Annotated in this window: 23 protein-coding genes and 1 other annotated feature; of the genes, 7 read left to right on the top strand and 16 right to left on the bottom strand. The window is 37.3% G+C overall.

Annotated elements, in window-relative coordinates; all coding sequences use genetic code 11:
• Positions 1-325 precede the first annotated feature (325 nt).
• Complete coding sequence (locus tag EKM60_RS09450) at positions 326-1,243, bottom strand: AEC family transporter (RefSeq protein ID WP_125714833.1); 918 nt, start codon at positions 1,241-1,243, stop codon at positions 326-328.
• A gap of 164 nt (positions 1,244-1,407) precedes the next feature.
• On the opposite strand from EKM60_RS09450, the gene EKM60_RS09445 reads away from it, so the two are divergent.
• Positions 1,408-1,857 carry a PTS sugar transporter subunit IIA gene (locus EKM60_RS09445; protein ID WP_125714831.1) on the top strand — a complete coding sequence of 150 codons (450 nt, stop codon included), beginning with the start codon at positions 1,408-1,410 and terminating at the stop codon, positions 1,855-1,857.
• Between the two features lie 52 nt (positions 1,858-1,909).
• Here the strand turns inward: EKM60_RS09445 and EKM60_RS09440 are convergent, their stop codons facing one another.
• Positions 1,910-2,476, bottom strand: coding sequence for a TetR/AcrR family transcriptional regulator (locus tag EKM60_RS09440; RefSeq protein WP_125714828.1), 567 nt, complete (start codon positions 2,474-2,476; stop codon positions 1,910-1,912).
• Between the two features lie 165 nt (positions 2,477-2,641).
• Between EKM60_RS09440 and EKM60_RS09435 the strand changes: the two genes are divergently transcribed.
• Positions 2,642-5,233, top strand: coding sequence for a YhgE/Pip domain-containing protein (locus EKM60_RS09435; protein WP_125714826.1), 2,592 nt, complete (start codon positions 2,642-2,644; stop codon positions 5,231-5,233).
• A 271-nt stretch (positions 5,234-5,504) separates the two neighbouring features.
• Here the strand turns inward: EKM60_RS09435 and EKM60_RS09430 are convergent, their stop codons facing one another.
• The 12 genes from EKM60_RS09430 to hisJ form a co-directional block, all read right to left on the bottom strand.
• Complete coding sequence (locus EKM60_RS09430) at positions 5,505-6,188, bottom strand: GTP pyrophosphokinase (RefSeq protein ID WP_125714824.1); 684 nt, start codon at positions 6,186-6,188, stop codon at positions 5,505-5,507.
• Positions 6,189-6,736: 548 nt separating this feature from the next.
• Positions 6,737-7,804 (bottom strand): histidinol-phosphate transaminase, encoded by a 1,068-nt coding sequence (gene hisC, locus EKM60_RS09425; RefSeq protein WP_125714822.1) that lies wholly within the window; start codon positions 7,802-7,804, stop codon positions 6,737-6,739.
• A gap of 9 nt (positions 7,805-7,813) precedes the next feature.
• Complete coding sequence (gene hisE / locus EKM60_RS09420; protein ID WP_125714820.1) at positions 7,814-8,146, bottom strand: phosphoribosyl-ATP diphosphatase; 333 nt, start codon at positions 8,144-8,146, stop codon at positions 7,814-7,816.
• Between the two features lies 1 nt (position 8,147).
• A complete protein-coding gene (hisI, locus tag EKM60_RS09415) occupies positions 8,148-8,465 on the bottom strand; it encodes a phosphoribosyl-AMP cyclohydrolase (RefSeq protein ID WP_125714839.1) in 318 nt (105 codons plus the stop codon).
• On the bottom strand, positions 8,465-9,217 hold the full coding sequence (gene hisF / locus EKM60_RS09410; RefSeq protein ID WP_125714818.1) for an imidazole glycerol phosphate synthase subunit HisF: 753 nt from the start codon (positions 9,215-9,217) through the stop codon (positions 8,465-8,467). Before hisF ends, hisI begins: the two co-directional genes overlap by 1 nt.
• On the bottom strand, positions 9,207-9,926 hold the full coding sequence (gene hisA, locus EKM60_RS09405) for a 1-(5-phosphoribosyl)-5-[(5-phosphoribosylamino)methylideneamino]imidazole-4-carboxamide isomerase (protein ID WP_125714816.1): 720 nt from the start codon (positions 9,924-9,926) through the stop codon (positions 9,207-9,209). Before hisA ends, hisF begins: the two co-directional genes overlap by 11 nt.
• Positions 9,907-10,527, bottom strand: a complete 621-nt coding sequence (hisH, locus tag EKM60_RS09400) for an imidazole glycerol phosphate synthase subunit HisH (RefSeq protein WP_125714814.1) — start codon at positions 10,525-10,527, stop codon at positions 9,907-9,909. Before hisH ends, hisA begins: the two co-directional genes overlap by 20 nt.
• Positions 10,527-11,111, bottom strand: a complete 585-nt coding sequence (gene hisB, locus EKM60_RS09395; protein ID WP_125714812.1) for an imidazoleglycerol-phosphate dehydratase HisB — start codon at positions 11,109-11,111, stop codon at positions 10,527-10,529. The genes hisH and hisB overlap by 1 nt, the downstream gene beginning before the upstream one ends.
• 11 nt (positions 11,112-11,122) lie before the next feature.
• On the bottom strand, positions 11,123-12,409 hold the full coding sequence (gene hisD / locus EKM60_RS09390; protein WP_125714810.1) for a histidinol dehydrogenase: 1,287 nt from the start codon (positions 12,407-12,409) through the stop codon (positions 11,123-11,125).
• On the bottom strand, positions 12,384-13,040 hold the full coding sequence (gene hisG, locus EKM60_RS09385) for an ATP phosphoribosyltransferase (RefSeq protein WP_125714808.1): 657 nt from the start codon (positions 13,038-13,040) through the stop codon (positions 12,384-12,386). The genes hisD and hisG overlap by 26 nt, the downstream gene beginning before the upstream one ends.
• A complete protein-coding gene (locus EKM60_RS09380; protein WP_125714806.1) occupies positions 13,033-14,181 on the bottom strand; it encodes an ATP phosphoribosyltransferase regulatory subunit in 1,149 nt (382 codons plus the stop codon). Before EKM60_RS09380 ends, hisG begins: the two co-directional genes overlap by 8 nt.
• Positions 14,182-14,519: 338 nt before the next feature.
• Positions 14,520-14,747 (bottom strand) — a binding site (T-box leader).
• A 69-nt stretch (positions 14,748-14,816) separates the two neighbouring features.
• Positions 14,817-15,653 carry a histidinol-phosphatase HisJ gene (gene hisJ / locus EKM60_RS09375; RefSeq protein ID WP_125714804.1) on the bottom strand — a complete coding sequence of 279 codons (837 nt, stop codon included), beginning with the start codon at positions 15,651-15,653 and terminating at the stop codon, positions 14,817-14,819.
• Between the two features lie 116 nt (positions 15,654-15,769).
• Here hisJ and EKM60_RS09370 point away from each other — a divergent pair, with 116 nt between their 5' ends.
• The 5 genes from EKM60_RS09370 (at position 15,770) to arsA (ending at position 20,047) form a co-directional block, all read left to right on the top strand.
• Positions 15,770-16,576, top strand: coding sequence for an HAD family hydrolase (locus EKM60_RS09370; RefSeq protein WP_125714802.1), 807 nt, complete (start codon positions 15,770-15,772; stop codon positions 16,574-16,576).
• 9 nt (positions 16,577-16,585) lie between these two features.
• The gene (locus EKM60_RS09365) at positions 16,586-17,545 is read left to right on the top strand and encodes a LacI family DNA-binding transcriptional regulator (RefSeq protein ID WP_125714800.1); all 960 of its coding nucleotides are present in this window, start codon (positions 16,586-16,588) and stop codon (positions 17,543-17,545) included.
• A gap of 109 nt (positions 17,546-17,654) precedes the next feature.
• Entirely contained in the window at positions 17,655-17,957 is a 303-nt protein-coding gene (locus EKM60_RS11230; protein WP_125714798.1) for an ArsR/SmtB family transcription factor, read from the top strand.
• 17 nt (positions 17,958-17,974) lie between these two features.
• Complete coding sequence (gene arsD / locus EKM60_RS09355; protein ID WP_125714796.1) at positions 17,975-18,307, top strand: arsenite efflux transporter metallochaperone ArsD; 333 nt, start codon at positions 17,975-17,977, stop codon at positions 18,305-18,307.
• Between the two features lie 9 nt (positions 18,308-18,316).
• Complete coding sequence (gene arsA / locus EKM60_RS09350) at positions 18,317-20,047, top strand: arsenical pump-driving ATPase (protein ID WP_125714794.1); 1,731 nt, start codon at positions 18,317-18,319, stop codon at positions 20,045-20,047.
• 174 nt (positions 20,048-20,221) lie between these two features.
• On the opposite strand, the gene EKM60_RS09345 is transcribed toward arsA, so the two are convergent.
• Together EKM60_RS09345 and brnQ are read right to left on the bottom strand one after the other, a co-directional pair.
• On the bottom strand, positions 20,222-21,079 hold the full coding sequence (locus EKM60_RS09345; RefSeq protein WP_125714792.1) for an aldo/keto reductase: 858 nt from the start codon (positions 21,077-21,079) through the stop codon (positions 20,222-20,224).
• A 168-nt stretch (positions 21,080-21,247) separates the two neighbouring features.
• The gene (gene brnQ, locus EKM60_RS09340; RefSeq protein ID WP_125714790.1) at positions 21,248-22,570 is read right to left on the bottom strand and encodes a branched-chain amino acid transport system II carrier protein; all 1,323 of its coding nucleotides are present in this window, start codon (positions 22,568-22,570) and stop codon (positions 21,248-21,250) included.
• Between the last annotated feature and the right edge of the window lie 7 nt (positions 22,571-22,577).

The following is a 22,577-nucleotide window of genomic DNA, read 5'->3' as shown; positions in this document are numbered from 1 at the left end:
CCCGTCCCCAAAGGGGACAAGGTTGCCACAGTAGCCTGCATGAACAAGACACTTAAGTGTCTGTTCTCCATGATTAGAAGCAAGACTAAATATGCTTATGCATATACGGACTCGAAGTCCACAGAGATACAATAATATCTCTATTTCAAATACTAACTCTTACCTTCATAATTTTAAAGCACAAGTTATGAAGTACTGTTTAGAATACTCTCATTTTCCTAGATCATACTTGACTAATCGTAGGAATCGAGTTCTCAGACCTTGGCTGAGAACGGTCCACACAGCAGGTCGACTCCCTCACGTTCGTAGGCGGAAGGCTCACCCTCTATACAAAAGCAAAAACCAACGGAATTGTAACCAAACTCAAAACCGTCGACAAACTCATTAATGATATCGCTGGCCCAGCATCATCATGTGCTTGCAATGTAAATAATACTACGATTCCCGCTACCGGACAGGCCGACATAATAACAGTCGTATACAGTGCGACTTCCGACACTCCTAACATTTTCAATAAAAATACCATCATAATAGGAAAAATAATATTCCTCAGTAAAATAGTCAAACCGATATTTTTATCCAACATCTCTCTTGAGAACTTAATATTAGCCAAACTATTACCAATAATGATCATCGACAAAGGAGTATTGACTGATCCAACATATTTAACGACTTGATTCAAGGTTCCCGGAATTCTAAACGAAGTTAGAAACATTATCAATCCCAAGACTATTGCAATAATATTGGGATTTAATAAAATCTGTTTCCAATTAACTGGTTCATCGTTATCTTTAGTTCTAAATAATGATATTCCATGTGTCCAACTGAAAATGTTAAATCCGGCTAAGGATACGACTGCAAAAAATACACCTTCAGCACCGAATAAGGAACTGACAAGTGGAATGCCCATAAATCCAGCATTGGAATAAACACTTCCATATTGGGTTATCCGGCGCAGATTGGAATTCTTGATCCTACCAAAAATAAAATGTGCAGCAAGAATGGCAATAATATAGAAGATAAGTATCCCGATTGCCACTAAAATGAACTGTTGAATTCTTTTGGCAGAATAATTTTGCTCAAAAGCATTGATGATCAAACATGGTGAAACAACATATAACAAAATATTAGTCAGATCATTTGAGGTTGACTCTTTCATGAAACCAACTTTATTGATCAAAACACCGACTAGCATCAAGCAAAACATTAGGACAATTTGATTAGTTAATTGTGCAACGTTCATGTAATTTCCTCTCTTAGTTATGAAACGGGTTCTACAATAAATTATAACTGAAAATTTTCTTTGCTTGTGTCTGTAAGGGTTTCCAACTTATTTTAAAATCACCCTTGACCTAAAACGCGTTTCACACCTTACACTTCAGTTGAACAAATTTAAAGGAGTGTTTTATGATGAAACTAAATAAAAATAACGTTTACGCAAACTTACCAATGTCAGGTTATGATGAGGTCAAGGCACTATCTTTAATTTCATACGCTGTGGCCAAGAAACTTAATATTTCCGAACAAGAAGTAAAAAGCAGCTTCTTAGCCCGTGAAGCAACTAATACATCATCTATCGGTCAAAAAATTGCTATGCCAAAAGCTAGTGCTAGTGAAGTTTCAGATCCGCAAGTCTTTGTCTTTACTTCAGAAATGCCAATCGATTGGTTAAGCGTCGATAAAAAGCCGGTCAATATCTTCGTTGCCATTGTAGCCGCAGCAGACGTAGAAATCGATTATGACGGTATCAAACAAAAATTATTAAATAATGCCAATGCATTACAAGATGCAAAAGTTGATCCTGATCAATTAACTGATACTATTAATGATTTACTATTACAGGGAGTTGAGAGTTAAACAATCCCACAATAATAAATCCCTCTCACTCATTACGAGTTGGAGGGATTTTTTAGTCTAAGAAGGTCTTTAATCCAGATTGATTCAAACGGATCAAACGATCTTTGAATTCATTTTTAGTTAATTTAACCTGCCCTTTTTCAAACAATCTAAAGAGCATCAAGGTATTTCTGATAATAAAGCTTGCACTGATATAGGCATCAATTTGACTAATATTGAATTCATCTTTCAAGGCGCTGGCAAAACCATCACAGACGATCCGCTCCACTCTTCTTGAGAGGAAACTGTAGTCATCTGACGTGATGATAAATGCATAGAAATCTCGGGATTGTTCAAAATAATCGACTACACTGTCAAACAAATCTCCAGGATGAGTTAATGTATCGTGTAACGGTTTACCAGCAATTATAACTAGTAATTGACTAGCCATTTCGTCAGCAAAGGTATTAACAAAATCATCGATAGAATCGTAATGCAGGTAAAATGTCTTACGGTTTATCTTGGCGTTATCGGTCAGTTCTTTAACGGTTATATCGCGATATTTATGGACTTTAGATAAATCCCTAAATGAATTTTTCAATGCTTGATTAGTTCTTTGTACCCTTTTATCTATTCTCATAATTCGACTCCCTGTAGTACCCACATTTTAACGATGTGGTTTAATCCACACTTTAAGCAAATTTGTTGTGGAATTTTAGTTTCATAGTTATTATTATTTATACTCATGTGAGTATTATATATTCACATCTATAATACAACACTTTTTTGAAATTGGGAGAAAAATATGATTAAAGCAGAATGGCAATATTTGCTGAAACACAAATTTATGATGCTTGTCCTGATTGTTATTATGTTTGTCCCATCGATTTACTCAGTTACATTCCTGAAATCGATGTGGGATCCATATGGAGAACTCAGCAACCTGCCCGTTGCAGTTATCGATAATGATAAATCAGTAACCTATCGTGGTACCAAGTTATCCGTAGGACAAGATCTGGCCAAAAACCTCAAAAAATCTGAAGCTATGGATTTCAAGGTCTTGGATTCTAAAAAAGAAGCCTCTAAAGGATTAGATGAAGGTAAATACTATATGGTAATTACTATTCCTAAAGACTTCTCCAAAAATGCAACAACTCTTTTAAATAAAAAGCCTGACAAAATGGTACTTGATTACAAAACAAGTGCTGGGCATAACTTTATCGCTTCAAAAATGACGGCTTCCGCCGCTAAAACAGCAGCCGAACAAGTTTCAAGACAAGTTACTAAAACCTACTCTAAAACTCTCTTTGCTGCTATTCAAAAACTCGGTAAGGGAATGCAAACTGCTGCTAAAGGTGGAGATAAGTTAACCTCTGGTAGTAAAGAACTAGCCTCCGCCAATGACCAAATAACTTCTGGTTTAAATACATTGGCAAGTAGTTCATTGACCTTCTCTAATGGTGCAACTACTTTAAGTAATGGCTTGAACCAATACATTTCCGGTGTTAATCAGGCTGCTTCTGGTAGTCAAACGTTGACTAGTGGACTTGATTCTTTAAATACTCAGTCGAAAACTTTAGCTGGTGGTGTCAGCCAATTAGCAACCGGATCAGGTACTCTAAGCTCTGGTGTGCAAAGTTATACATCTGGTGTTGATCAACTAAATTCAGCTGCCAATACTTTAAACACTGGAACTAACGCTTTAGTTAGTGGTACTAATACTTTGGCAAGTAGCTCAAATACCTTAAATTCTGGTATTGGACAGCTTTATACAGCCAGCGGTACACTTACTTCTCAATTACAAAAGGTCAGTGACGGCGTTAATAATAGCCAATCACAGCTTAAGCAATTGAGTGGCGCTTTATCCAGTGCCCAAAGTCAGCTTTCAAATTCAACTGCACAGTCAGCTGCGATTAAAACTGATATGCAAGCCTTGCAACAAGCAATTGCAGCACAATCCAACTCAAGTACTTCAAATATTGCAGCTAAAGTTTCTGCAGCCGCAGATGAACAAGGCCTAACCGCAGATCAAAAGGCAGCTATGGTCGCAGCTGTTAATAGTTCTAATACTGGATCTTCAGATACATCCGCTCTTCAAAGTGCTGCCGCAAGTTTAAATAGCGATCTATCAAGTTTGACAAGCGGATCGACTGGCCAATTGTCAGGACTACAGACTGCTTTGACAACCGCTGGTGATTCTCAAGCAGAACTTGCTGCAGCCTTAGCACAGCTTGCTAATGGATCACAAACGATCACTACTCAATTAGGAACCGCCTCAAGTGGTATGAATCAATTGACGCAAGGTATCGGTCAACTAAATTCAAGTAGTTCACAACTTGCCAGTGGGACAAACCAAATCGCAGCTGGTACTGGTAAATTAGCAAATAACAGCTCTACTTTAAATAACGGCGCTGCTACTTTGGCCAGTGGGATCGGTTCAATGAACGGTCAAATGCCAGCATTACAAAGTGGCGTTTCACAACTTGACTCTGGAGCTCATACTCTGACATCTGGTTTAAATACACTTCAATCTAATGGTTCACAATTGACATCTGGTGCTAATACATTAGCCAGTGGAGCAACTCAAATATCTAGTGGCTCCCAGACGCTATCTAGCGGTTCAGCACAAATGGGCAACGGGATCAATCAAGTTTACAATGGTAATAGAGAATTAGCATCACAGCTTTCAAATGGTGCCAAACAAGCCAAGGTAAACCCTACGAAGTTGACTTATAATCAAATATCCAAACCTACAACAACTAAGCATACAGAACGTGACGATGCACCTAATAATGGTACCGGTATGGCACCTTACATGCTGTCAGTTTCACTATTTATCGGTGCGTTAGCCTTCAATCTAATGTTTGATACATATACACCTAGAAAATTCCCTCGTAGTGGTGTTGCATGGTGGGCAAGTAAAGCTTCACTTAATACAGCCTTCGTTGTTGGTGAAACAGTCATCGTCTATTTCTTAATGAAATTCATCGATGGACTAGCACCAGTTCATCCTTTTGCAACCTTTATCATGATTTTCTTAACCGCATTAATGTTCATGATGATAGTCTCCTGGTTGAATCTAGTACTAGGAAAAGTCGGGTCCTTTATCAGTTTAGTCTTATTAGTTCTCCAACTGGGCGGATCAGCTGGTACTTACCCAATTCAATTGTCGGATAAATTCTTCAATGATATCAATCCATGGTTACCAATGTCATACACAGTTAGTGGACTAAGAAATACTCTGATGACAGGTAACTCGGCAATACCACAAATGATCTTTACATCTCTAGTCAGCTTAGCATTTGTCGTTCTATGCTTATTGTTCTTTATTCGTCGTAAGTCACGTATTAAAGAAATTGATTATACTAAAGAAGCATCTGAACATAGTCTTGTTTAAAAGTTCCGCCTACGTTTTAGAATAATTCCACCTGTTGTGCGAACGGAAAACCACCGTTCTACTCCACTTGCACGACTGGTTCCATTATTCTAAATCTCCGGCTCTTATGTGCTTTAATTTTACAAAATAGAACAATAAAAAAACTCCCTAAGAATACAGATTTTTAATAAAATTCTGTATACCTAAGGAGCTTTTTTTATTCTCTATAAACTTCAAATAATTCCGCAAATCTAGCCGAAGAGCGCGAGTGAGTCGACCAGCAGTTAACCACCTAAATATCATGGAAAATATTTTGCATATTCGATTCGATATTATTTATTTCGTCAGCATATCCTTGTAATTCCTCAGAATATTTAGCAACTTTATCAGAAGGTGCATCAGTCTTGTAACGTAATTTATGCTCCAAACTCCCCCACATATCCATTCCGATCGTACGAATCTGAATTTCTACTGGCGTCACTTGCACATTATCAGCTTGAAAAACCGGCACAGATACAACCAAATGCAAACTACGATAACCACTTGGCTTTGGGTTTTTAATATAATCTTTTCTTTTTATAAGTTTAACGTCATCTTGAGCCAATAAATTATCGGCAACAGTATAAACATCATCCAAATAATTAGTAACAACTCTTAGACCACCAATATCAAAAATATGATTAGGAATACTTTCAAAACGTCTGGGAAGTTCTTTCCTCTTTAACTTACCGAACAAACTACCAACATCCTTCATTCGAACTTCGATATGATGAATCGGATTGTGATCGTGGCGAACCTGATAATCAGCATCTAAATTCTCTAGTTTAGTTCCGAATTCTCCAACGGCTGCCCGGCAAAGCTGGTAATAACTGACCAAAGCACTGAACTCTTCAACTTCTTCATTACCATTAAGAATTTCTCCAAGTTCCTTTTTGATCTGGTTAATATTGATCATATTCTCTCGTTCTAATATCACGTAAATGCCTCCAAGGTTGTGTTATATCTACAATATAGCATTAATAAGAAAAGATAGTGGTTAAATTGCCGCCTACGAATTAGAGTAATTCCACCTGTTATGCGAACGTCCCCAGCCTTGGTCTGGGAACTCGATTCCAAGCTTTGCTATCGCAAATCTTAGAATCGTCGGTGTTGTAAGAAGGAAAATCACCTTCTAACATCACTTGCACAACTGGTTCCATTACTCTAATTCTCCGGCTTATATTGAAATATACATTAAAAAGAGAAAGCCATAATGATTGGTTTTCTCTTATTATTTAAACTTATATATTTAATTACAACAAACAGTCTAAATAACTATTTAAATCCAAAATAAACCTGAGCCGGAGGGCGAAAGAAAATTGGTCAGCAGTGAAAATTCCGTTACGGCGATGGTCTTCCGACGTTACGGAATCGACGATTTCGAGATTTGCGACAGCAAAGCTCTAAATCGAGACACGAAACCTCGGTTCGTGTCGGTCGCACAGCGGACCAATTTTCTTTCACTCGTAGGCGGCAAATAAAAGCCTAATAATCCTCAATTAAACTTCTAATTTCAGCATTATCCTCTTTAGTCCCAACCGTCATTCGCAACCAGTTTTCTTTTAAACCAGTCCGGATCAAATATCCATGATGCAACAAATAATCAGCAAATTTATCAGCTTCAGGATACTCAAAGAAAATAAAATTAGCCTGACTGTCGAGATAATGGATTTCTTTATCATCAAAGAAGTTCTGCATTTTTTGACGTTCCAAAGCATTCTTATCGACCACTTTTGTGACAAATTCTTGATCCTTAAAAGCGGCCACAGCCGCAACTTGAGCAATTGAATTTATATTGTATGGCAAACGAACTTTTTGAACATCGTCGGCAACGTCTTTAGAAAATACTGCATAACCGACACGATAATTTGCTAAACCGTATGCCTTAGAAAAGGTTCTCATAACGACAATATTAGAATATTTTTTAGTCAACTGCATAGCTGATATTGGTTCTTCACAGGTTACAAAATCAATATAGGCTTCATCAACTAAAACCATTACATTATCAGGAACTTGCGAAACAAACTTTTCAATTTCATCCACTGTTTCATAGGTTCCAGTTGGATTATTAGGATTACAGATCCAGATCAATTTAGTTTCTGGTGTAATAGCTTCTAACATGGCTGAGAAATCTATTCGACCATCTTTTTTTGTGGCGACTTTTTGAATATTTGCTTGTTCGATTTCAGCATGCAAGGCATATTCAGAGAATGTTGGTACGGAAACCATTTCGGCATCCCCAGGTGATAGAAAAACTCGTGACAGCATGACGATAACTTCGTCTAACCCCACGCCAAAAACTAATTGTTCTGGATCTAAATCAAATTTTTCAGATACCAATTGACGCAACTGATTAGCGGCACTGTCAGGATAACGATTACTGTGACCTGTTTTAGCCCAACTAATAACTGATTCTCTGACTGACTGTGAGGTTCCATATGGATTTTCGTTAGCTGACAAACGTACTAATTTATCCAAACCTAATTCATCTCGTAATTCATTCAAAGGTTTTTCGGGGATATATGGACTTAAATCTTGAATGATTTTTTTCATATTGACCTCCTATAAATCCTTGATTTCGGGACGATCTTTAAATTCACTCATCAGACCTTCACGTTTAGCTAATTCTTCTTTGATCTGATCAAAGGTAACACCTTTTTCAGCCCACAAAACACACAAGTGATACAAAAGATCAGCTGATTCATAAACCAACTCATCATCCCCACGGGGTTTATTTTCATTCTTAGCAGCGACGATAACTTCAGTTGACTCTTCACCAAATTTTTTAAGGATCTTGTCCAATCCTTTACCAAATAAATAATCGGTATATGAACCTTTTTGGGGATTCTTTTGCCTCTCTTTAATAACTGCATATAATTCATCTAAATTTTGCATCTTACTTACCCTCTTGTTCTACGTTTTGAAAGAAACAGCTGCGATGACCAGTGTGACAGGCTGGACCATGTGGATTAACTTTAATAAGTAAAGTGTCCAAGTCACAATCTAGTGTCAGATCAACAACATCTTGGAAATTCCCACTTGTTTCACCTTTGTGCCAAAGCTCTTTTCTGGATCGTGACCAAAACCATGTCTGACAACTTTCAAGAGTACGTTTGTAACTCTCTTCATTCATCCAGGCCACCATCAAAACATCTTTTGTCTTTGCATCTACCACAACAGTAGTTAATAATCCTTTAGAAAAATCTGGTTTTATCATCTGACAACTACACCTGCTTTTCTGACTGCCTGTTTCACATCATCAATGGACAACTCGCCAAAATGAAATACAGAAGCAGCTAAAGCCCCGTCGACATCAGCTTCCTCAAAAACTTCTGTAAAGTCTTCAACTTTTCCTGCACCGCCAGAAGCAATGATCGGTACATTAACTACTTCATTTATAGCTTGATAAAGCTCAATATCAAATCCATCTTTAGTACCGTCTTTATCCATACTTGTGATCAATAACTCACCAGCACCACGTTTTACCACTTCTTTGGCCCATTCAATAGCATCAATATCAGTTGCATTTTTGCCACCATGAGTATGGACTAAATATTTTCCAGCTGTTTTTTTAACATCGATTGCCACAACGATACATTGATTACCAAATTTCTCCGCACCCTTAGTGATAAGTTCAGGATCTGAAACAGCAGCAGAGTTAATCGCCACTTTGTCGGCTCCAGCTTTTAGTAATCTCTGAATATCTGTCACATCGTGTACTCCACCACCGATAGTTAAGGGCATAAACACTTGTGAAGAAACACTTTCAACAATATCTGCCATAGTTTTTCGATGTTCATTAGTAGCCGTAATGTCCAAAAAAACTAATTCATCTGCGCCTTGTTTTTGATATTCCGCAGCAATTTCAGTTGGGTCACCAACATCAGTCAAATTGACGAAATTAACGCCTTTCTTAACTCGACCATCGTCAACATCTAGACAAGGAATAATTCTTTTAGCTAACATTTTCTACCTCCGCAATCTGCTCTAAGGTAATTGTCTTTTCATATAATGCCTTGCCAATGATCACGTCACGAATTCCTAAAGCTTTTAATTGATGAAGGTCTCTAAGATCACGGACACCACCACTAGCTACTACATTTATCTGCGGTAACTTTTGGGTCAAACTCATCAATAAATCTAGATTTGGGCCAGTCATAGTTCCATCACGATTTACGTCCGTTACGATAAATGACTTAGCACCGAAGTTGACCATTTCTGAAATAAGGTCAGACATTTTTATCTGTGACTGATCCAGCCAACCATTGACGGCAACTTTACCATCTTTACCATCAATTCCGATTACAATGCGATCTCCACCATATTCATTCAACAATTTTTTAACCAGTTTAGGATCTTCAATAGCTGCCGAGCCGATAATAATTCGATCAATTCCCATATCGAGATATTCTTTGGCCGTATTATAGTCACGAATACCGCCGCCTAACTCCAAGAAACCTCCAAAATTTTGACGAATCTGTTTAATGATCTCAAGGTTTTCAGGAACACCTGATTTAGCTCCGTTCAAGTCTACTAAATGAAGTTGTTTTACAGTTTGAAAAATCTCCTTAGCCTGTGCGACAGGATCTTTATTGATCAAAGTTACTTCTTTATAATCGCCTTTAAACAAGCGGACACTTTGGCCCTTATATAAATCAATTGCTGGAAAAATCATTTGTCTTCACCATCTTTTGAAAAGTTTTTAATAACTCTAAGCCAACATCGCCGCTTTTTTCAGGATGAAATTGCATCCCAATAACATTTTTATTCTGGACGATACTTGGGATCAAGATTCCATAATCTACTGCTGAAATAATATTTCTCCGATCACAATTGGCATAATATGAATGAACGAAGTAAGTAAACTGTCCATTTACGCCATTAAAAGGACTATTTTGAATGATCCTATTTTGATTCCAACCCATTTGAGGGATTTTCAACCCGGTATCAGGAATCTGTTCAACACTACCAGTGATCAATCCTAGTCCGTTGGTTAACCCATATTCCTGACTGCTATCGAACAATAATTGCATTCCTAAACAAATACCTAAAATTGGAGTTTTATTAGCTGCTACCTTTTTTAAAGTATTTACTAAATCTCTCTTTTCCAGTTCCACCATAGCTGCCTTAAAAGCACCCACTCCCGGTAGAATTACTGCTTCTGCTTGTAAAATCTTTTCTTTATCATCTGTTAGTTCATTGTCGATCCCTAAATAATTAAGGGCCTTCTTTAAATTACGAGTATTGCCGGTATCGTAATCAACAATGGCAAACATTAGATGACACCCTTTGTAGAATTGACTCCGATAATATCGGGATTGATCGTCACTGCCTCACGCATTGCCCGGCCGAATGCTTTGAAGAGACTTTCAACTTTGTGGTGTGTATTTCTTCCATAAAGGATTCTTGCATGAAGATTCATCTCAGCTGCAAAAGCGGCCGCTTGGAAGAAATCTTCAACTGTTTCGGTGTCTAGTCCACCTAGTCTAGGATTAGTAAATTCAGCATCGAAGACCAAATATGACCGCCCAGATAGATCAACACTGACTTGTCCTAATGTTTCGTCCATTGGTACAAACTGCGTACCATAACGTTCGATCCCAGCTTTGTCACCAAGAGCTTGCTTGAAACATTCACCAAGTACGATCCCAGTATCTTCAGTCGTATGGTGCGGATCGACATCCAAATCACCATGAGCTTTAACAACTAATCCAAAGCGTCCATGTTTAGCAAAGAGATTCAGCATGTGATCCAAAAGACCAATCCCGGTATCAATGTCGATCCCCGTCTGTTCATCAAGGTTTAAACTGATTTTGATTTGAGTTTCCTTTGTCTTTCTTTCAATAGTTGCTTGTCTCATAGTGTTCTCTCCTAGTCGTAAAATTTTCCAAAGCGTGATTCGATAGCTCTAGCATGACCTTCCAAACCTTCGACCCGAGCCAAAGTTGTGATTGCTTTAGCTTCTTTTTGTAGGGCTGATTTAGTGTATTGAATAAATGATGTGCGTTTAACAAAGTCATAAACACCTAGTGGTGATGAGAATCTAGCGGTTCCACCAGTTGGTAAAATGTGGTTTGGTCCGGCTACATAGTCACCTAATGGCTCACTGGCATATTTTCCTAAAAAGACCGATCCAGCATTTTTAATTTGATTGAGATATTGAGTCGGATTTTCGACTTGAACTTCCAAGTGCTCTGGAGCAACGGTATTCATCAAAGTAAACATATCGTCAATTTCTTTAACAACGGCAATAAAGCCTTTGTCGTTGACTGATGCAGTAGCGATTTCTTCTCTTGGTAAAACTTTCAACTGACGATCAACTTCTGTATCAACTGCTTTGGCCAACTCCAAATTATCAGTGATCAAAATTGGACGTGCCCGTTTATCATGCTCTGCTTGTGACAATAGATCAGCAGCAATCTGTTTATAGTCAGCTGACGAATCAGCAATAATTCCAATTTCTGATGGACCAGCGACCATATCAATATCGACTTGTCCAAAGACTTGTTTTTTAGCCGTCGCAACAAAAACATTTCCTGGTCCAACAATTTTATCTACACGTGAAATTGATTCAGTTCCAAATGCTAAAGCAGCAATAGCTTGCGCCCCACCGACTTGATAAATCGAATCAACACCGGCAATTTTGGCAGCTGCCAAGACAGCTGGGTTAATACCATCTTTTTGCGGTGGTGTCACAATGACAACCTGATCAACACCCGCGATTTTAGCAGGTAAAGCACTCATTAAAATAGTTGAAGGATACGCAGCAGTACCACCAGGTACATATAATCCAACGCGTTTTAATGGCAAGACTTTTTGACCTCTCAAGACACCCTTTTGTTCAGAATCAATGAAACCAGTTGCCTTTTCCTTTTCGTGGAAACTAGTGATATTCTTCTTTGCTAATAACAAGGCATCCTTAACCTCAGGGTCCAGATTATCGTAGGCAGAATCGATCACCTCTTGAGATAATTTGAAATCAGAAATTTTTACTCCATCAAATTTTTCTTCATATTCTTTTAAAGCAGAATCTCCGTTTTCAATAACATTTTTTATGATGTCACTAACTGTTGTTTCTACCTTTAAGTCACTCAACTGCATCGTTTTTCTTTGAACGATCTGTTCCAATTCACTAATACTCTTTTGATAAATTTTCATCTTTAATGGCTCCTTCTAGTTTGTCTACTAACGCATAAATTTCTTTTGAGTGTTGTTTTAAAGACATCCGATTAACTACTAATCGTGTTGACACCTTATCTAAATAGTCATAAATTTTGAGATTATTTTCTTTTATAGTTGTTCCGGTTTCTGTTATATCAACAATGGCATCTGCTAAACCGGTTAATGGTGCCAATTCGACTGAACCTTCTATTTTAATGATCTCAACATCTTGTCCTAACCTGTCAAAATATTTCTTAGTGATATTAGGATATTTCGTCCCAATAATTTTTCGTTTCGGTTCATCGGGATCAAAGTTCTTAGTGGAAGCTAAAACAAACTGGCAATCTCCAGTTTTAAGATCTAACAACTCATATTGAGTACTGCGATGTTCTACTAAAATGTCACTGCCGACGATGCCAATATCAGCAGCACCACGTTCAAGAAAGGTAGTAACGTCTGGACCTTTGGCTAAAATAAATTCATATGGCTGTACCGGTGAGTCAAAAATCAGGCGACGCTTTTTTTGCCTTATCTGGTCACAATTGATACCGGCCTTTTCTAGGAGTGGCACAACTTGTTTTTCCACTCGCCCTTTTGTCAAAGCAATTTTGATACGATTTTCATTCAAGTCTGTCATCTCCTGTCAAATCTAATAGTGTCGCATTGCTGTTTTTAGCTTCTACTTCCGCTTCATTTTTAGTTTCCGATAATGACAAAACGCTATTTGGTAATTCCTTTAATTTAGCTTCAGCCTCTTGCCACTGATCCTTGTCAAAATAAATCATGGTTTTCTTTGATTTATTAGCTGGGATAGTTAAGTCGGCAATCATATCGACGTCGATTCCCATACCGACAGCTGGTTCTGTTTGATCTTGAAAATTAGCTAAAAGTTTGTCATAACGTCCACCACTGAATAAATAATCATTGCCATCTTGGTAAAATCCTCGGAAAGTCAATCCGGTGTAATAGCTTTGTGGAGCACGACTGCTAAGATCAACTGATACTTTTTGTTCCGGCATGACTCTTTTGATCCAAGCAATAATCTCTTTTAAATCGCTTATTTTGGACTGCAATTCAAACGACAAATCAAAGTTATTCAATTCATCAAAAACAGTCGTTGGATCACCGAATAATCGCGGCCATTTCTTTAATAATTTATATTGTGGTAAATCTGAATATTGTTGAATCAGCTTTGAATATTCAGGGATGTTTTTGTCATAAAGTGCTTGTGCAATTTGATTCTGTAATTCTTTATCCGTAGTTAAAAATTCCAATAAAGTTGGTGCAAAATCAGCAATACCTAATTCTATTTCCACGTTCTTTTTTAATAATTCTTGGCTTAATTGATTAATTATCATTAAACATTCTAGTTCGGCTTTCATGGAGTCATAACCGATCAACTCAATACCAGCTTGTGTTAACTGGTTGTATGAACCAGATAATCGACGACTGATCCTAAAGATATCGCCTACATAAAAGAATTTTTGTGGTAAAGGGATATTAGTTGAGCTTAGGAATCTAGCAATCGGTAATGTCATATCTGGACGAAGGACGATAGTATCACCTTCTGAATCCAAGAAACGGTACATCTGGTAATTTCCCAACTGATATTGATCGAATACTTCTTGTTTTTCTAATAATGGCGTTGAGATCACTGAGAACCCACGTTGATTTAGATGTCGTTGGATCACCGAAATTATTTTTTGCTTAGCGACTGCACGTCTGCCAAATTCATCACGCGTGCCTAATGGTAATAAGTTGTTCTTCATGTTCAACGCCTCCTAGTTAATTTTGATTCATTTTTGAAGATTGATTCGTTAAGAGATTGAAGTGTACTAGTTTAAACTGGCTCCGGGGAGTGACTCTCTGCGCTTACTACGAATAACGAGTATGGCATGAACCGCCATTCTCGTTATTCTAGGTAATGCTCAGAAGCTAACCACTCCCACTTCACCCTCTAAACGGGTTACACAAGGCAACTCTCTGCGCTTACTACGAATAACGAGTATGGCATGAACCGCCATTCTCGTTATTCTAGGTAATGCTCAAGAGTTAACCGCCTTGTTCCACCCTCTATACAAAAAAAGTCCCCTTAGCAAATAAATGCTAAGAGGACGTATAAACGCGGTTCCACCTCATTTTATCTAATCCTTGCGAATTAGACCTCATGTTGGCTGAGTCAACTTGGATAACGAACCAAATATCGGTAAAGCCTACTGAATTCAGCTCTACAGTTCATAGGTGTGTGTTCAATAATAACTTCCGTCTTGTTTCCAGCTACCAAGGCTCTCTGTTTGATTGGTCATTACTTACTTTTCCTAATCACAACTTTTATTAAATTTAAATTAGTTTTTCTAACTAATATTTAATTTAGTGATAACTATAGAAGTTGCGATTTAGTTTGTCAAGCAAGAATTGCGGAATCTAACAGATGGAATCCATGACCAACGGATTCTATGTCATGTGCATCGGAACCGTAAACCATTGGTATATTCATCTTTTGAGCCATTTCAGTTATTTGCTTACCAGGATAGTAATCATTGCAAAGAGGTTTATATAATCCGGCCAAATTCAGATCTAATTCTCGGTTCTGTTGTTTAATAATATTCAGGATCTCACTGATCTGTTGGATAGTTTGTTTATCATAATCTTCTGTTAAATTAAAATAATCTTGAAATTTTCTAATTAAACTCATATGTCCAATTCTCTGCGGTGCATATTCGCCTAAATCAGCTTCAACTGATTTTCTAACCGTGTCATAATAAACTTGGAAGATATGTTGCGGATCATCCAAATAATCAGCAAATCCAGTTTGATAATTATTAGTATCGTAATCAATACACCATTCTTTGTTGTTAGTTCCCTTCATAAAATGCACTGATAGGATACTTTCCTGTGTTTCTGGACCATATTCATCTAAGAAATCTTTAGTCCAGTTCTCGAATCCTTCTAAGTAGTCAACTTCAAATCCAATCGTAATTTTAATGTCAGATTGATATTTTTTCTGAAGTCGGCGTGTTTCCTTAAAGTATTTTGGCAAGTCATCCATGGCAATACCCGCGGTTTCGTAACCATCTGGTGTTCCAGAGTAAACTTTCTCAAAATCTTTAGGGATCGGTGCATGTTCTGTGATGCAATACTTTTTAAAACCAAGTTGGATTGCCCGTTGAATCATTTTTTCGACGGGTTCGCCACTTCCGTGTGGGCAAAATTCTGTATGTGTATGTCCGTCTGTTAACATCTCATCACCTCATTTTTTCTAATTGAACCATAATTCTAAACTATTAACAAAATCAAACTTGACCTGAAACGCGTTTCAGAAACTAAAATAAAACTATAAATCGATTGGAGAATACTATGATAAAGCACATTTTTTCTGATATGGATAACACACTTCTAAATGCCACTGGAGTAGTAAGCGAAGGCAATATCAAAGCTATCAAAGAAAGTAAGATCCCTTTTACTCTTGTATCAGCCCGAGCTCCCATGGAAATGCAAGATACGATCGATAAATTAAATTTAACCAGTGCTCAAATTGCCTTTAATGGGGGACTGATTTTCAAACCTAACAATGGTTCCATCGAAAAAATATCTGAACATCACTTACTACTAAGTACCGTTCAAGAAATCATCGAACATATCAAAACAGATTTTCCTGATGTAAGTATCAGCTGTTACGATACCGACAATTGGTATTCAGAAAAAGTTGACTTTGGTATTAAATATGAATCAAAAATAACTTCAATTGATCCTACCATAGTTAATTTTGAAGAACTTTTCCAAAATGCCAATATCAATTTCTTCAAAATCATGTTAATAACACCAACCGCTAAAGAAGTTAAAGTTTTACACAAGTTTATAACTGATTTGAAAATATCCGATATTACAGTACAGCAATCCGGTAATAACTACTTGGAAGTTACTAATAATAAGGCTCAAAAATCCCACGGTATCAAATACGTGCAGGAACTGAATAATTTGAAAAGATCTGATTTAGCCGCCTTTGGTGATGGTCACAACGATATTCCTATGCTAAAAATGGTTGAAACACCGATCATTATGGAAAATGCCGTTGATGAAGTGAAACAATATAGCAACTTGATCACTAAAAGTAACGTTGAAGACGGTGTCGCCTTCGGAATCAAAAAATATCTCACACATTAGGAGGTAGTCATGAATATACATGATATTGCAAAGTTGAGCGGTTACTCTGCTGCAACAGTATCTCGTGTCATCAATTGTCGCAAATATGTTTCGGATGATGCCAAACTAGCAGTACAAAAAGTTATTAAAGAATACGATTATGTTCCTAACGATGTAGCACGTGATTTGAGCAAAGGGAAAACTCACAATATCGGTGTTGTTATGCCACATACCAAACATCCCTACTATACTGGGATAATCAACGGAATTATGGACGCTGCCTTTCCAGCCGGTTATCGAATAGTTTTATTACCATCAATGTATAATGCTGACATTGAAATGAACTATCTGAATAGATTGCGACGTAAGGCTTACGACGCAATTATCTTTACATCCCACGGGGTCAGTCTAGATGACCTGGTAAATTATCAAGCCTATGGTTCAATTGTTTGTTGCCACGACCCGGGAAATTATAAAATTTCCGCTGCCTACACCGAAAGAATTGCTTCATATTTGGCAGCTTTTAAGTGGGCTAAAAAACAATCTGTTCATGATGTGGCAATTTTTTTAAGCCGTGATTTCACATTGAGTGCTACCAGCCAACTGACTCGCAAAGCATTCATTGAAGTATTTGGTCATATACCCACAAATGACCTATTGAGAACCGGAGTAGTTACTTATGAAGAGGGCTATAAATCCGCCCGATCACTCTACGAAAATAAAAAATATCCAGATATGATCTTTGCAAACGGCGATGATATTGCCGCTGGTGCACGTCAATTTTATCTGGATAATAATCTACCCATACCACTGCTTATTGGACAAGAAAATCAGTTATCTGGTCAATTACTAAGACTGCCAACAATCGATCATAATTTTCACGAAATAGGAAAATTGGCATTTGAATTAGCACTCGAAAATAAAACCAGACAAGTTTCTGTCGAATCAAAATTTATCCTTAGAGATCAAAAAAGCTGTCCTGATAACTAATATCAGAGCAGCTTTTTTATTTTGTGATTAATTTATCAATTACTTATTGACTTCATATAGATAAGCGTCTATGTTTAATGTAAGGGCATTCAAAAAAAGGAGTTTTTTAATGGACTACGAAAATTTTAGCAAACAATTAAAGGCAATCTCGGATCCAAACCGACTAAAAATAATCGATCTATTATCTTGCGGCACACTCTGTGCTTGCGATCTTTTGGAGCATTTTGAATTTACACAGCCTACATTGTCGCACCACATGAAAATACTTCAGGAAGCCGGGATCGTCAGCGCTAAACGTGTTGGAAAATGGCAACATTACACTTTGGAATCATCATTTATTGCGGGTTTTAATAACAATGTTTCTACTCTTTTTGAAAATGGCCCTGAATGTGCTTGTCATTGTAAAAAATAAAACTAAGGAGAATTGATATGAAAAAAATTCAAGTATATGAACCAGCATTATGTTGTTCAACTGGAGTTTGTGGACCATCTGTCGATCAGAATCTCATCACGATCACTTTAATTTATAATAAATTAAAAGATAATCCTGACGTTGAATTTGAAAGATATAATCTGAAATCAAATCCTCGTTCTTATATTAATAATTCAATGGTTTTAGCAGCTATGCACGAAAAGGAAGATGATGATCAATTACCGATCACAATTGTTGATGGTGAGATCGCCAAAAAGGGAGAATACCCAACAGTACAGGAGTTTGAAAAATACACCGGTGTATCTTTAGCCAAAGTAGCAAATAGTTAGGAGGAAATCATGGAAAAATATGATCCACTAACAGACAGCCTGACTCATTATCTCTTTTTCACTGGCAAAGGCGGTGTTGGTAAAACATCTATTGCCAGTGCCACCGCATTACAACTAGTAGATAATGGTTTCAAAGTGGCAATGGTCTCTACTGACCCGGCAAGTAACCTACAAGATGTTTTTGAAATGAAACTTGGTAACAAATTGACTAAGGTCGATCAAGCAAAGGGACTACAACTGGCCAATTTTGATCCCGTTACTGCCGCCAATGAGTATAAGGAAAGTGTTCTAGAACCATATCGCGGTAAATTACCTGATTCTGCTATCAAAAATATGGAAGAACAACTCTCTGGATCATGTACAGTCGAAGTTGCTGCCTTCAACGAATTCGCCAATTTTTTAACTGATCCACAGATCGATGACGAATTTGATTATATTATTTTCGATACAGCACCAACTGGTCACACGATCAGAATGTTGCAATTACCTTCTGCTTGGAACAATTATTTGGATGAGAATGACCGCGGGGTATCTTGTTTAGGACAACTTTCAGGACTAAATGACAAAAAGAAAATGTACGAAAAAGCTGTTTCCACTTTGACAGACTCATCAAAAACCACTTTGATTCTAGTAACTCGTCCTCAACTCGCTTCACTAAAGGAAACAAAGCGTTCCTCAATGGAATTGGCTAACATTGGTATGAATAATCAAAAATTAGTTATCAATGGTGTCATGGAAAAATTCGACGACGAGTTATCTGAAAGTATCTTTAACCAACAGAGAAACGATTTAACTGAATTTGAAAACTTTATCAACAAGTTGATAACTTCTAAAGTTCCACTACGTCCATACGATATCTCCAGTCTAAGTAATATTCGATTAATGCTTGATTCACAACAACCAGCAGAAACTGATATTACCTTGCCTGACAATAATTACCAAAACGTTAATGTCATTGTTAATAGCCTGATAGAAAGTAATAAGAAACTGGTCTTCACTATGGGCAAAGGCGGCGTTGGTAAGACTACCGTTGCGGTCCAAGTTGCCAATAAATTGGCCCAACAGAATAAATCTGTTCGTTTAATAACAACTGATCCGGCTGATCATCTATCATACTTCAATATTTCTGATCCTAATATTCATATCAGCCACATTGATGAGAAAACAGCTCTTAAGAAATATCAAGATGAAGTCTTAGACGATGCTAGAAAAGCTCTGAACTCTGACGATGTTGACTATGTGGCTGAAGATCTGCGTTCACCTTGTACTCAGGAAATCGCCGTCTTTAGGGAATTTGCTAGTCTAATTGCTGACGATAGAGATGACATAGTCGTTGTCGATACAGCACCGACTGGACATACCTTGTTGTTACTCGATTCGACACAAAGATATGCTCAAGAGATCAAGCGTACTTCTGGAGAGATCCCTCAGTCAATGATAGATCTGCTACCTAAATTGCAAGATCCCAAACAAACTGAAATCGTCATGGTTACTCTCCCCGAACCAACACCATTTTACGAATCAATGCGTCTGAATGATGACTTGAATCGTACTAAGATTGCCCACACTTGGTGGATAGTCAACCAGAGTTTCTTTGCTTCAAATACTACTAACAAATTTCTCAAGATCCGCGCCAACAATGAAATCGAGTGGATTCAGAAAGTGGCGGACATTTCTGACAGTCACTTTGCAGTAGAGAGATGGAATCCCCATTTTGAAAAAGAACTGTTAAGTATTTAGATTAAAGAGAGCGCGACAAAACATGGTCAGCTTTCGAGCATTAAGACAAACAAGACTAGTAATCCGATTTTGGATTACTAGTCTTGTTTGTCTTAAGCGGAAAAAGCTATGTTCCGTTGCACGTTTATGCTACATGTTTAAGGTGAAAATAGTTATGTCACAGCTCCTTTTAGTTTATTTTAATTGAGCCAAACTTGATCCAAATATTTGTTCAATTGTTACTGGATCACGATGATCGAAGAATTGACTTTCACCTTTATCAAGACTGCCCATAATTTTCATCTCATCATCTGTTAACTTAAAGTCAAAGACATTGATGTTTTCTTCCATACGATTCTTGTGAACCGACTTAGGGATGACTGTGATGCCTCTTTGAAGTAACCATCTCAAGATAACTTGACCATTAGATTTGTTATATTTATCAGCAATTTCTTTGATAGTTTCATTGGTAAAGATATCATGCTTACCTTCAGCAAATGGTGCCCAAGCTTCAACACGAACATCTTCACTTTGATTAAATTCAACCTCGGTGTTCTGCTGATACCAAGGACTAACTTCAATTTGATTGATAACTGGTTTTACTTCGTTGGATAATTCAAGGTTCTTCAATTGATCAGCATAGAAATTAGAAACTCCAATGGCACGAATCTTTCCAGCTTTGTAAGCTTCTTCTAAAGCACGCCATGCTCCGGCAACATCGCCATAAGGTTGATGTAACAAGTACAAGTCTAGATAATCAACTCCAAGATTATTAAGTGAGGTTTCGATACCTTTCTTTGCTCTTTCATAACTAGCATCAGAAACCCAAAGTTTTGATGTGATAAAGAGTTTCTTACGATCCACACCGCTACGTTTAATGGCACGTCCAACTGCTTCTTCGTTTTGATAAGCTGCGGCTGTATCGATCAAACGATATCCAGAGGCAATCGCATCAACGACTGCCTGTTCACATTGCTCTAAATCGGTTACTTGAAATACACCGAATCCTAATTGTGGCATTTCAACTCCATTATTTAATTTAACTGTATCCATATTTGTTTACCTCTTCTTTTAATTCATGAGTTCATTATATGGTCATAAGCGTACTTTGAAAATTACCAAATGGACATGCTACTATACATCAAACGCATAGTAATATAACTTCTGTAGATATCAAAAAAGCTTCAATCAGACAAACAATACTAGCCTGATTGAAGCATTTTAATTATTTTTTATACGTTTAAATATTAATCCTATAACCAATCCAATAATTGCCGGTACGATCCAACTTAATCCTATATTAGACATTGGCAAATAATTATTTAAATTTATCAACCAATCTATTTGTAAATTTTTTGGCATGACTACTGCACCAGATAAAATTGCCGGAATAATTGTAAATAGTGTCGTCATCCCATATACCCATCGTGAGTCTCCTAATACTGGTGACAAAACAGCCAACAATATTAAAACGATTGCTAAAGGATAAATGAACATCAACACTGGTGTTGAATATTTAATAATATTAGTCAATCCTACATTTGCGAAGATACATGGCACAATACTTGCGAAAATGATCAAAAATCTATATGAAAGTTTAGGAAACATATCATGGATCGATTCCCCAAAAGCAGATATCAATCCTATTGCTGTCTTCAAGCAAGCAATTATTACAATCAAGGCTAATAATATACTACCAAATGATCCAAAATAATAATTGAAGATTTGAGCCAGCGTGATGCCGCCATTTTCTGCTCGCGTAAATTGTCCCAAACTCATCGTACCGATCAAGGCTAGTAATGAGTATATCGCTCCCATCAAAATAACGCTGATGACACCAGACTTGATCGTATCTTTAGCAATTTGAGTAGGTTCAGTCACACCAAGATTTTTAATTGCATCTATCACGATCGTCCCAAAAGCCAATGAGGCCAATGCATCCATCGTATTATATCCTTCTGTAAATCCACTTAAAGCTGGACTAGTTGCATAATTTTTAGCAGGTTGAAACGATAAACTCCCCATCGGCTTAATTAATGCCACTACTATGAGGATTCCGAGTAAGATCAAGAACATTGGTGTCAGCCATTTTCCAACATAGACCATTAACTTACTAGGTTTTCGAGCAAAGAACCAAGCTACTAGGAAAAATATCACTGAAAAAACTGCTAAAACTAATTTTTCCTGACCAGCATTTATAAACGGTACTATCCCCATTTGAAAGGACGAAGTTGCTAGTCGTGGTGTTGCAAAAAATGGTCCTATCGTTAAATAAAGCAAGATCGTAAACCCATACGCATATGGGCGATTGACCTTCGTTGCTAATTCAAACACATTGTCACTGCGAGTCATCCCCATGCCAGCGACACCTAATAATGGAAATCCGATTCCAGCGATCAAAAAGCCAATAATTGCTATGATTACTGTATTACCAGCTTGCTGTCCTAGAAAAACAGGGAAAATAAGATTTCCCGCTCCAAAAAACAATCCAAACAACATTGAACCGATAAATATCAAATTACGCCATGATAATTTTGATTTCATTTTCAAT

The organism is Companilactobacillus kedongensis (assembly GCF_003946625.1).
Lineage (GTDB): Bacteria > Bacillota > Bacilli > Lactobacillales > Lactobacillaceae > Companilactobacillus > Companilactobacillus kedongensis.
Note: the sequence above shows the minus strand (reverse complement) of the source record. Positions and strands in the feature narration are given on the sequence as shown.

Coding starts and splice junctions, on each gene's coding strand:
- EKM60_RS11230 (WP_125714798.1), top strand. CDS start 17,655: ATGGACTACGAAAATTTTAGCAAACAATTAAAGGCAATCTCGGATCCA.
- brnQ (WP_125714790.1), bottom strand. CDS start 22,570: ATGAAATCAAAATTATCATGGCGTAATTTGATATTTATCGGTTCAATG.
- hisC (WP_125714822.1), bottom strand. CDS start 7,804: ATGAAAAAAATCATTCAAGATTTAAGTCCATATATCCCCGAAAAACCT.
- EKM60_RS09345 (WP_125714792.1), bottom strand. CDS start 21,079: ATGGATACAGTTAAATTAAATAATGGAGTTGAAATGCCACAATTAGGA.
- hisD (WP_125714810.1), bottom strand. CDS start 12,409: ATGAAAATTTATCAAAAGAGTATTAGTGAATTGGAACAGATCGTTCAA.
- hisF (WP_125714818.1), bottom strand. CDS start 9,217: ATGTTAGCTAAAAGAATTATTCCTTGTCTAGATGTTGACGATGGTCGA.
- hisB (WP_125714812.1), bottom strand. CDS start 11,111: ATGAGACAAGCAACTATTGAAAGAAAGACAAAGGAAACTCAAATCAAA.
- EKM60_RS09450 (WP_125714833.1), bottom strand. CDS start 1,243: ATGAACGTTGCACAATTAACTAATCAAATTGTCCTAATGTTTTGCTTG.
- EKM60_RS09370 (WP_125714802.1), top strand. CDS start 15,770: ATGATAAAGCACATTTTTTCTGATATGGATAACACACTTCTAAATGCC.
- hisA (WP_125714816.1), bottom strand. CDS start 9,926: ATGATTTTTCCAGCAATTGATTTATATAAGGGCCAAAGTGTCCGCTTG.
- arsD (WP_125714796.1), top strand. CDS start 17,975: ATGAAAAAAATTCAAGTATATGAACCAGCATTATGTTGTTCAACTGGA.
- EKM60_RS09445 (WP_125714831.1), top strand. CDS start 1,408: ATGATGAAACTAAATAAAAATAACGTTTACGCAAACTTACCAATGTCA.
- hisE (WP_125714820.1), bottom strand. CDS start 8,146: ATGCAAAATTTAGATGAATTATATGCAGTTATTAAAGAGAGGCAAAAG.
- hisH (WP_125714814.1), bottom strand. CDS start 10,527: ATGTTTGCCATTGTTGATTACGATACCGGCAATACTCGTAATTTAAAG.
- EKM60_RS09435 (WP_125714826.1), top strand. CDS start 2,642: ATGATTAAAGCAGAATGGCAATATTTGCTGAAACACAAATTTATGATG.
- arsA (WP_125714794.1), top strand. CDS start 18,317: ATGGAAAAATATGATCCACTAACAGACAGCCTGACTCATTATCTCTTT.
- hisJ (WP_125714804.1), bottom strand. CDS start 15,653: ATGTTAACAGACGGACATACACATACAGAATTTTGCCCACACGGAAGT.
- EKM60_RS09365 (WP_125714800.1), top strand. CDS start 16,586: ATGAATATACATGATATTGCAAAGTTGAGCGGTTACTCTGCTGCAACA.
- EKM60_RS09440 (WP_125714828.1), bottom strand. CDS start 2,476: ATGAGAATAGATAAAAGGGTACAAAGAACTAATCAAGCATTGAAAAAT.
- EKM60_RS09380 (WP_125714806.1), bottom strand. CDS start 14,181: ATGAAGAACAACTTATTACCATTAGGCACGCGTGATGAATTTGGCAGA.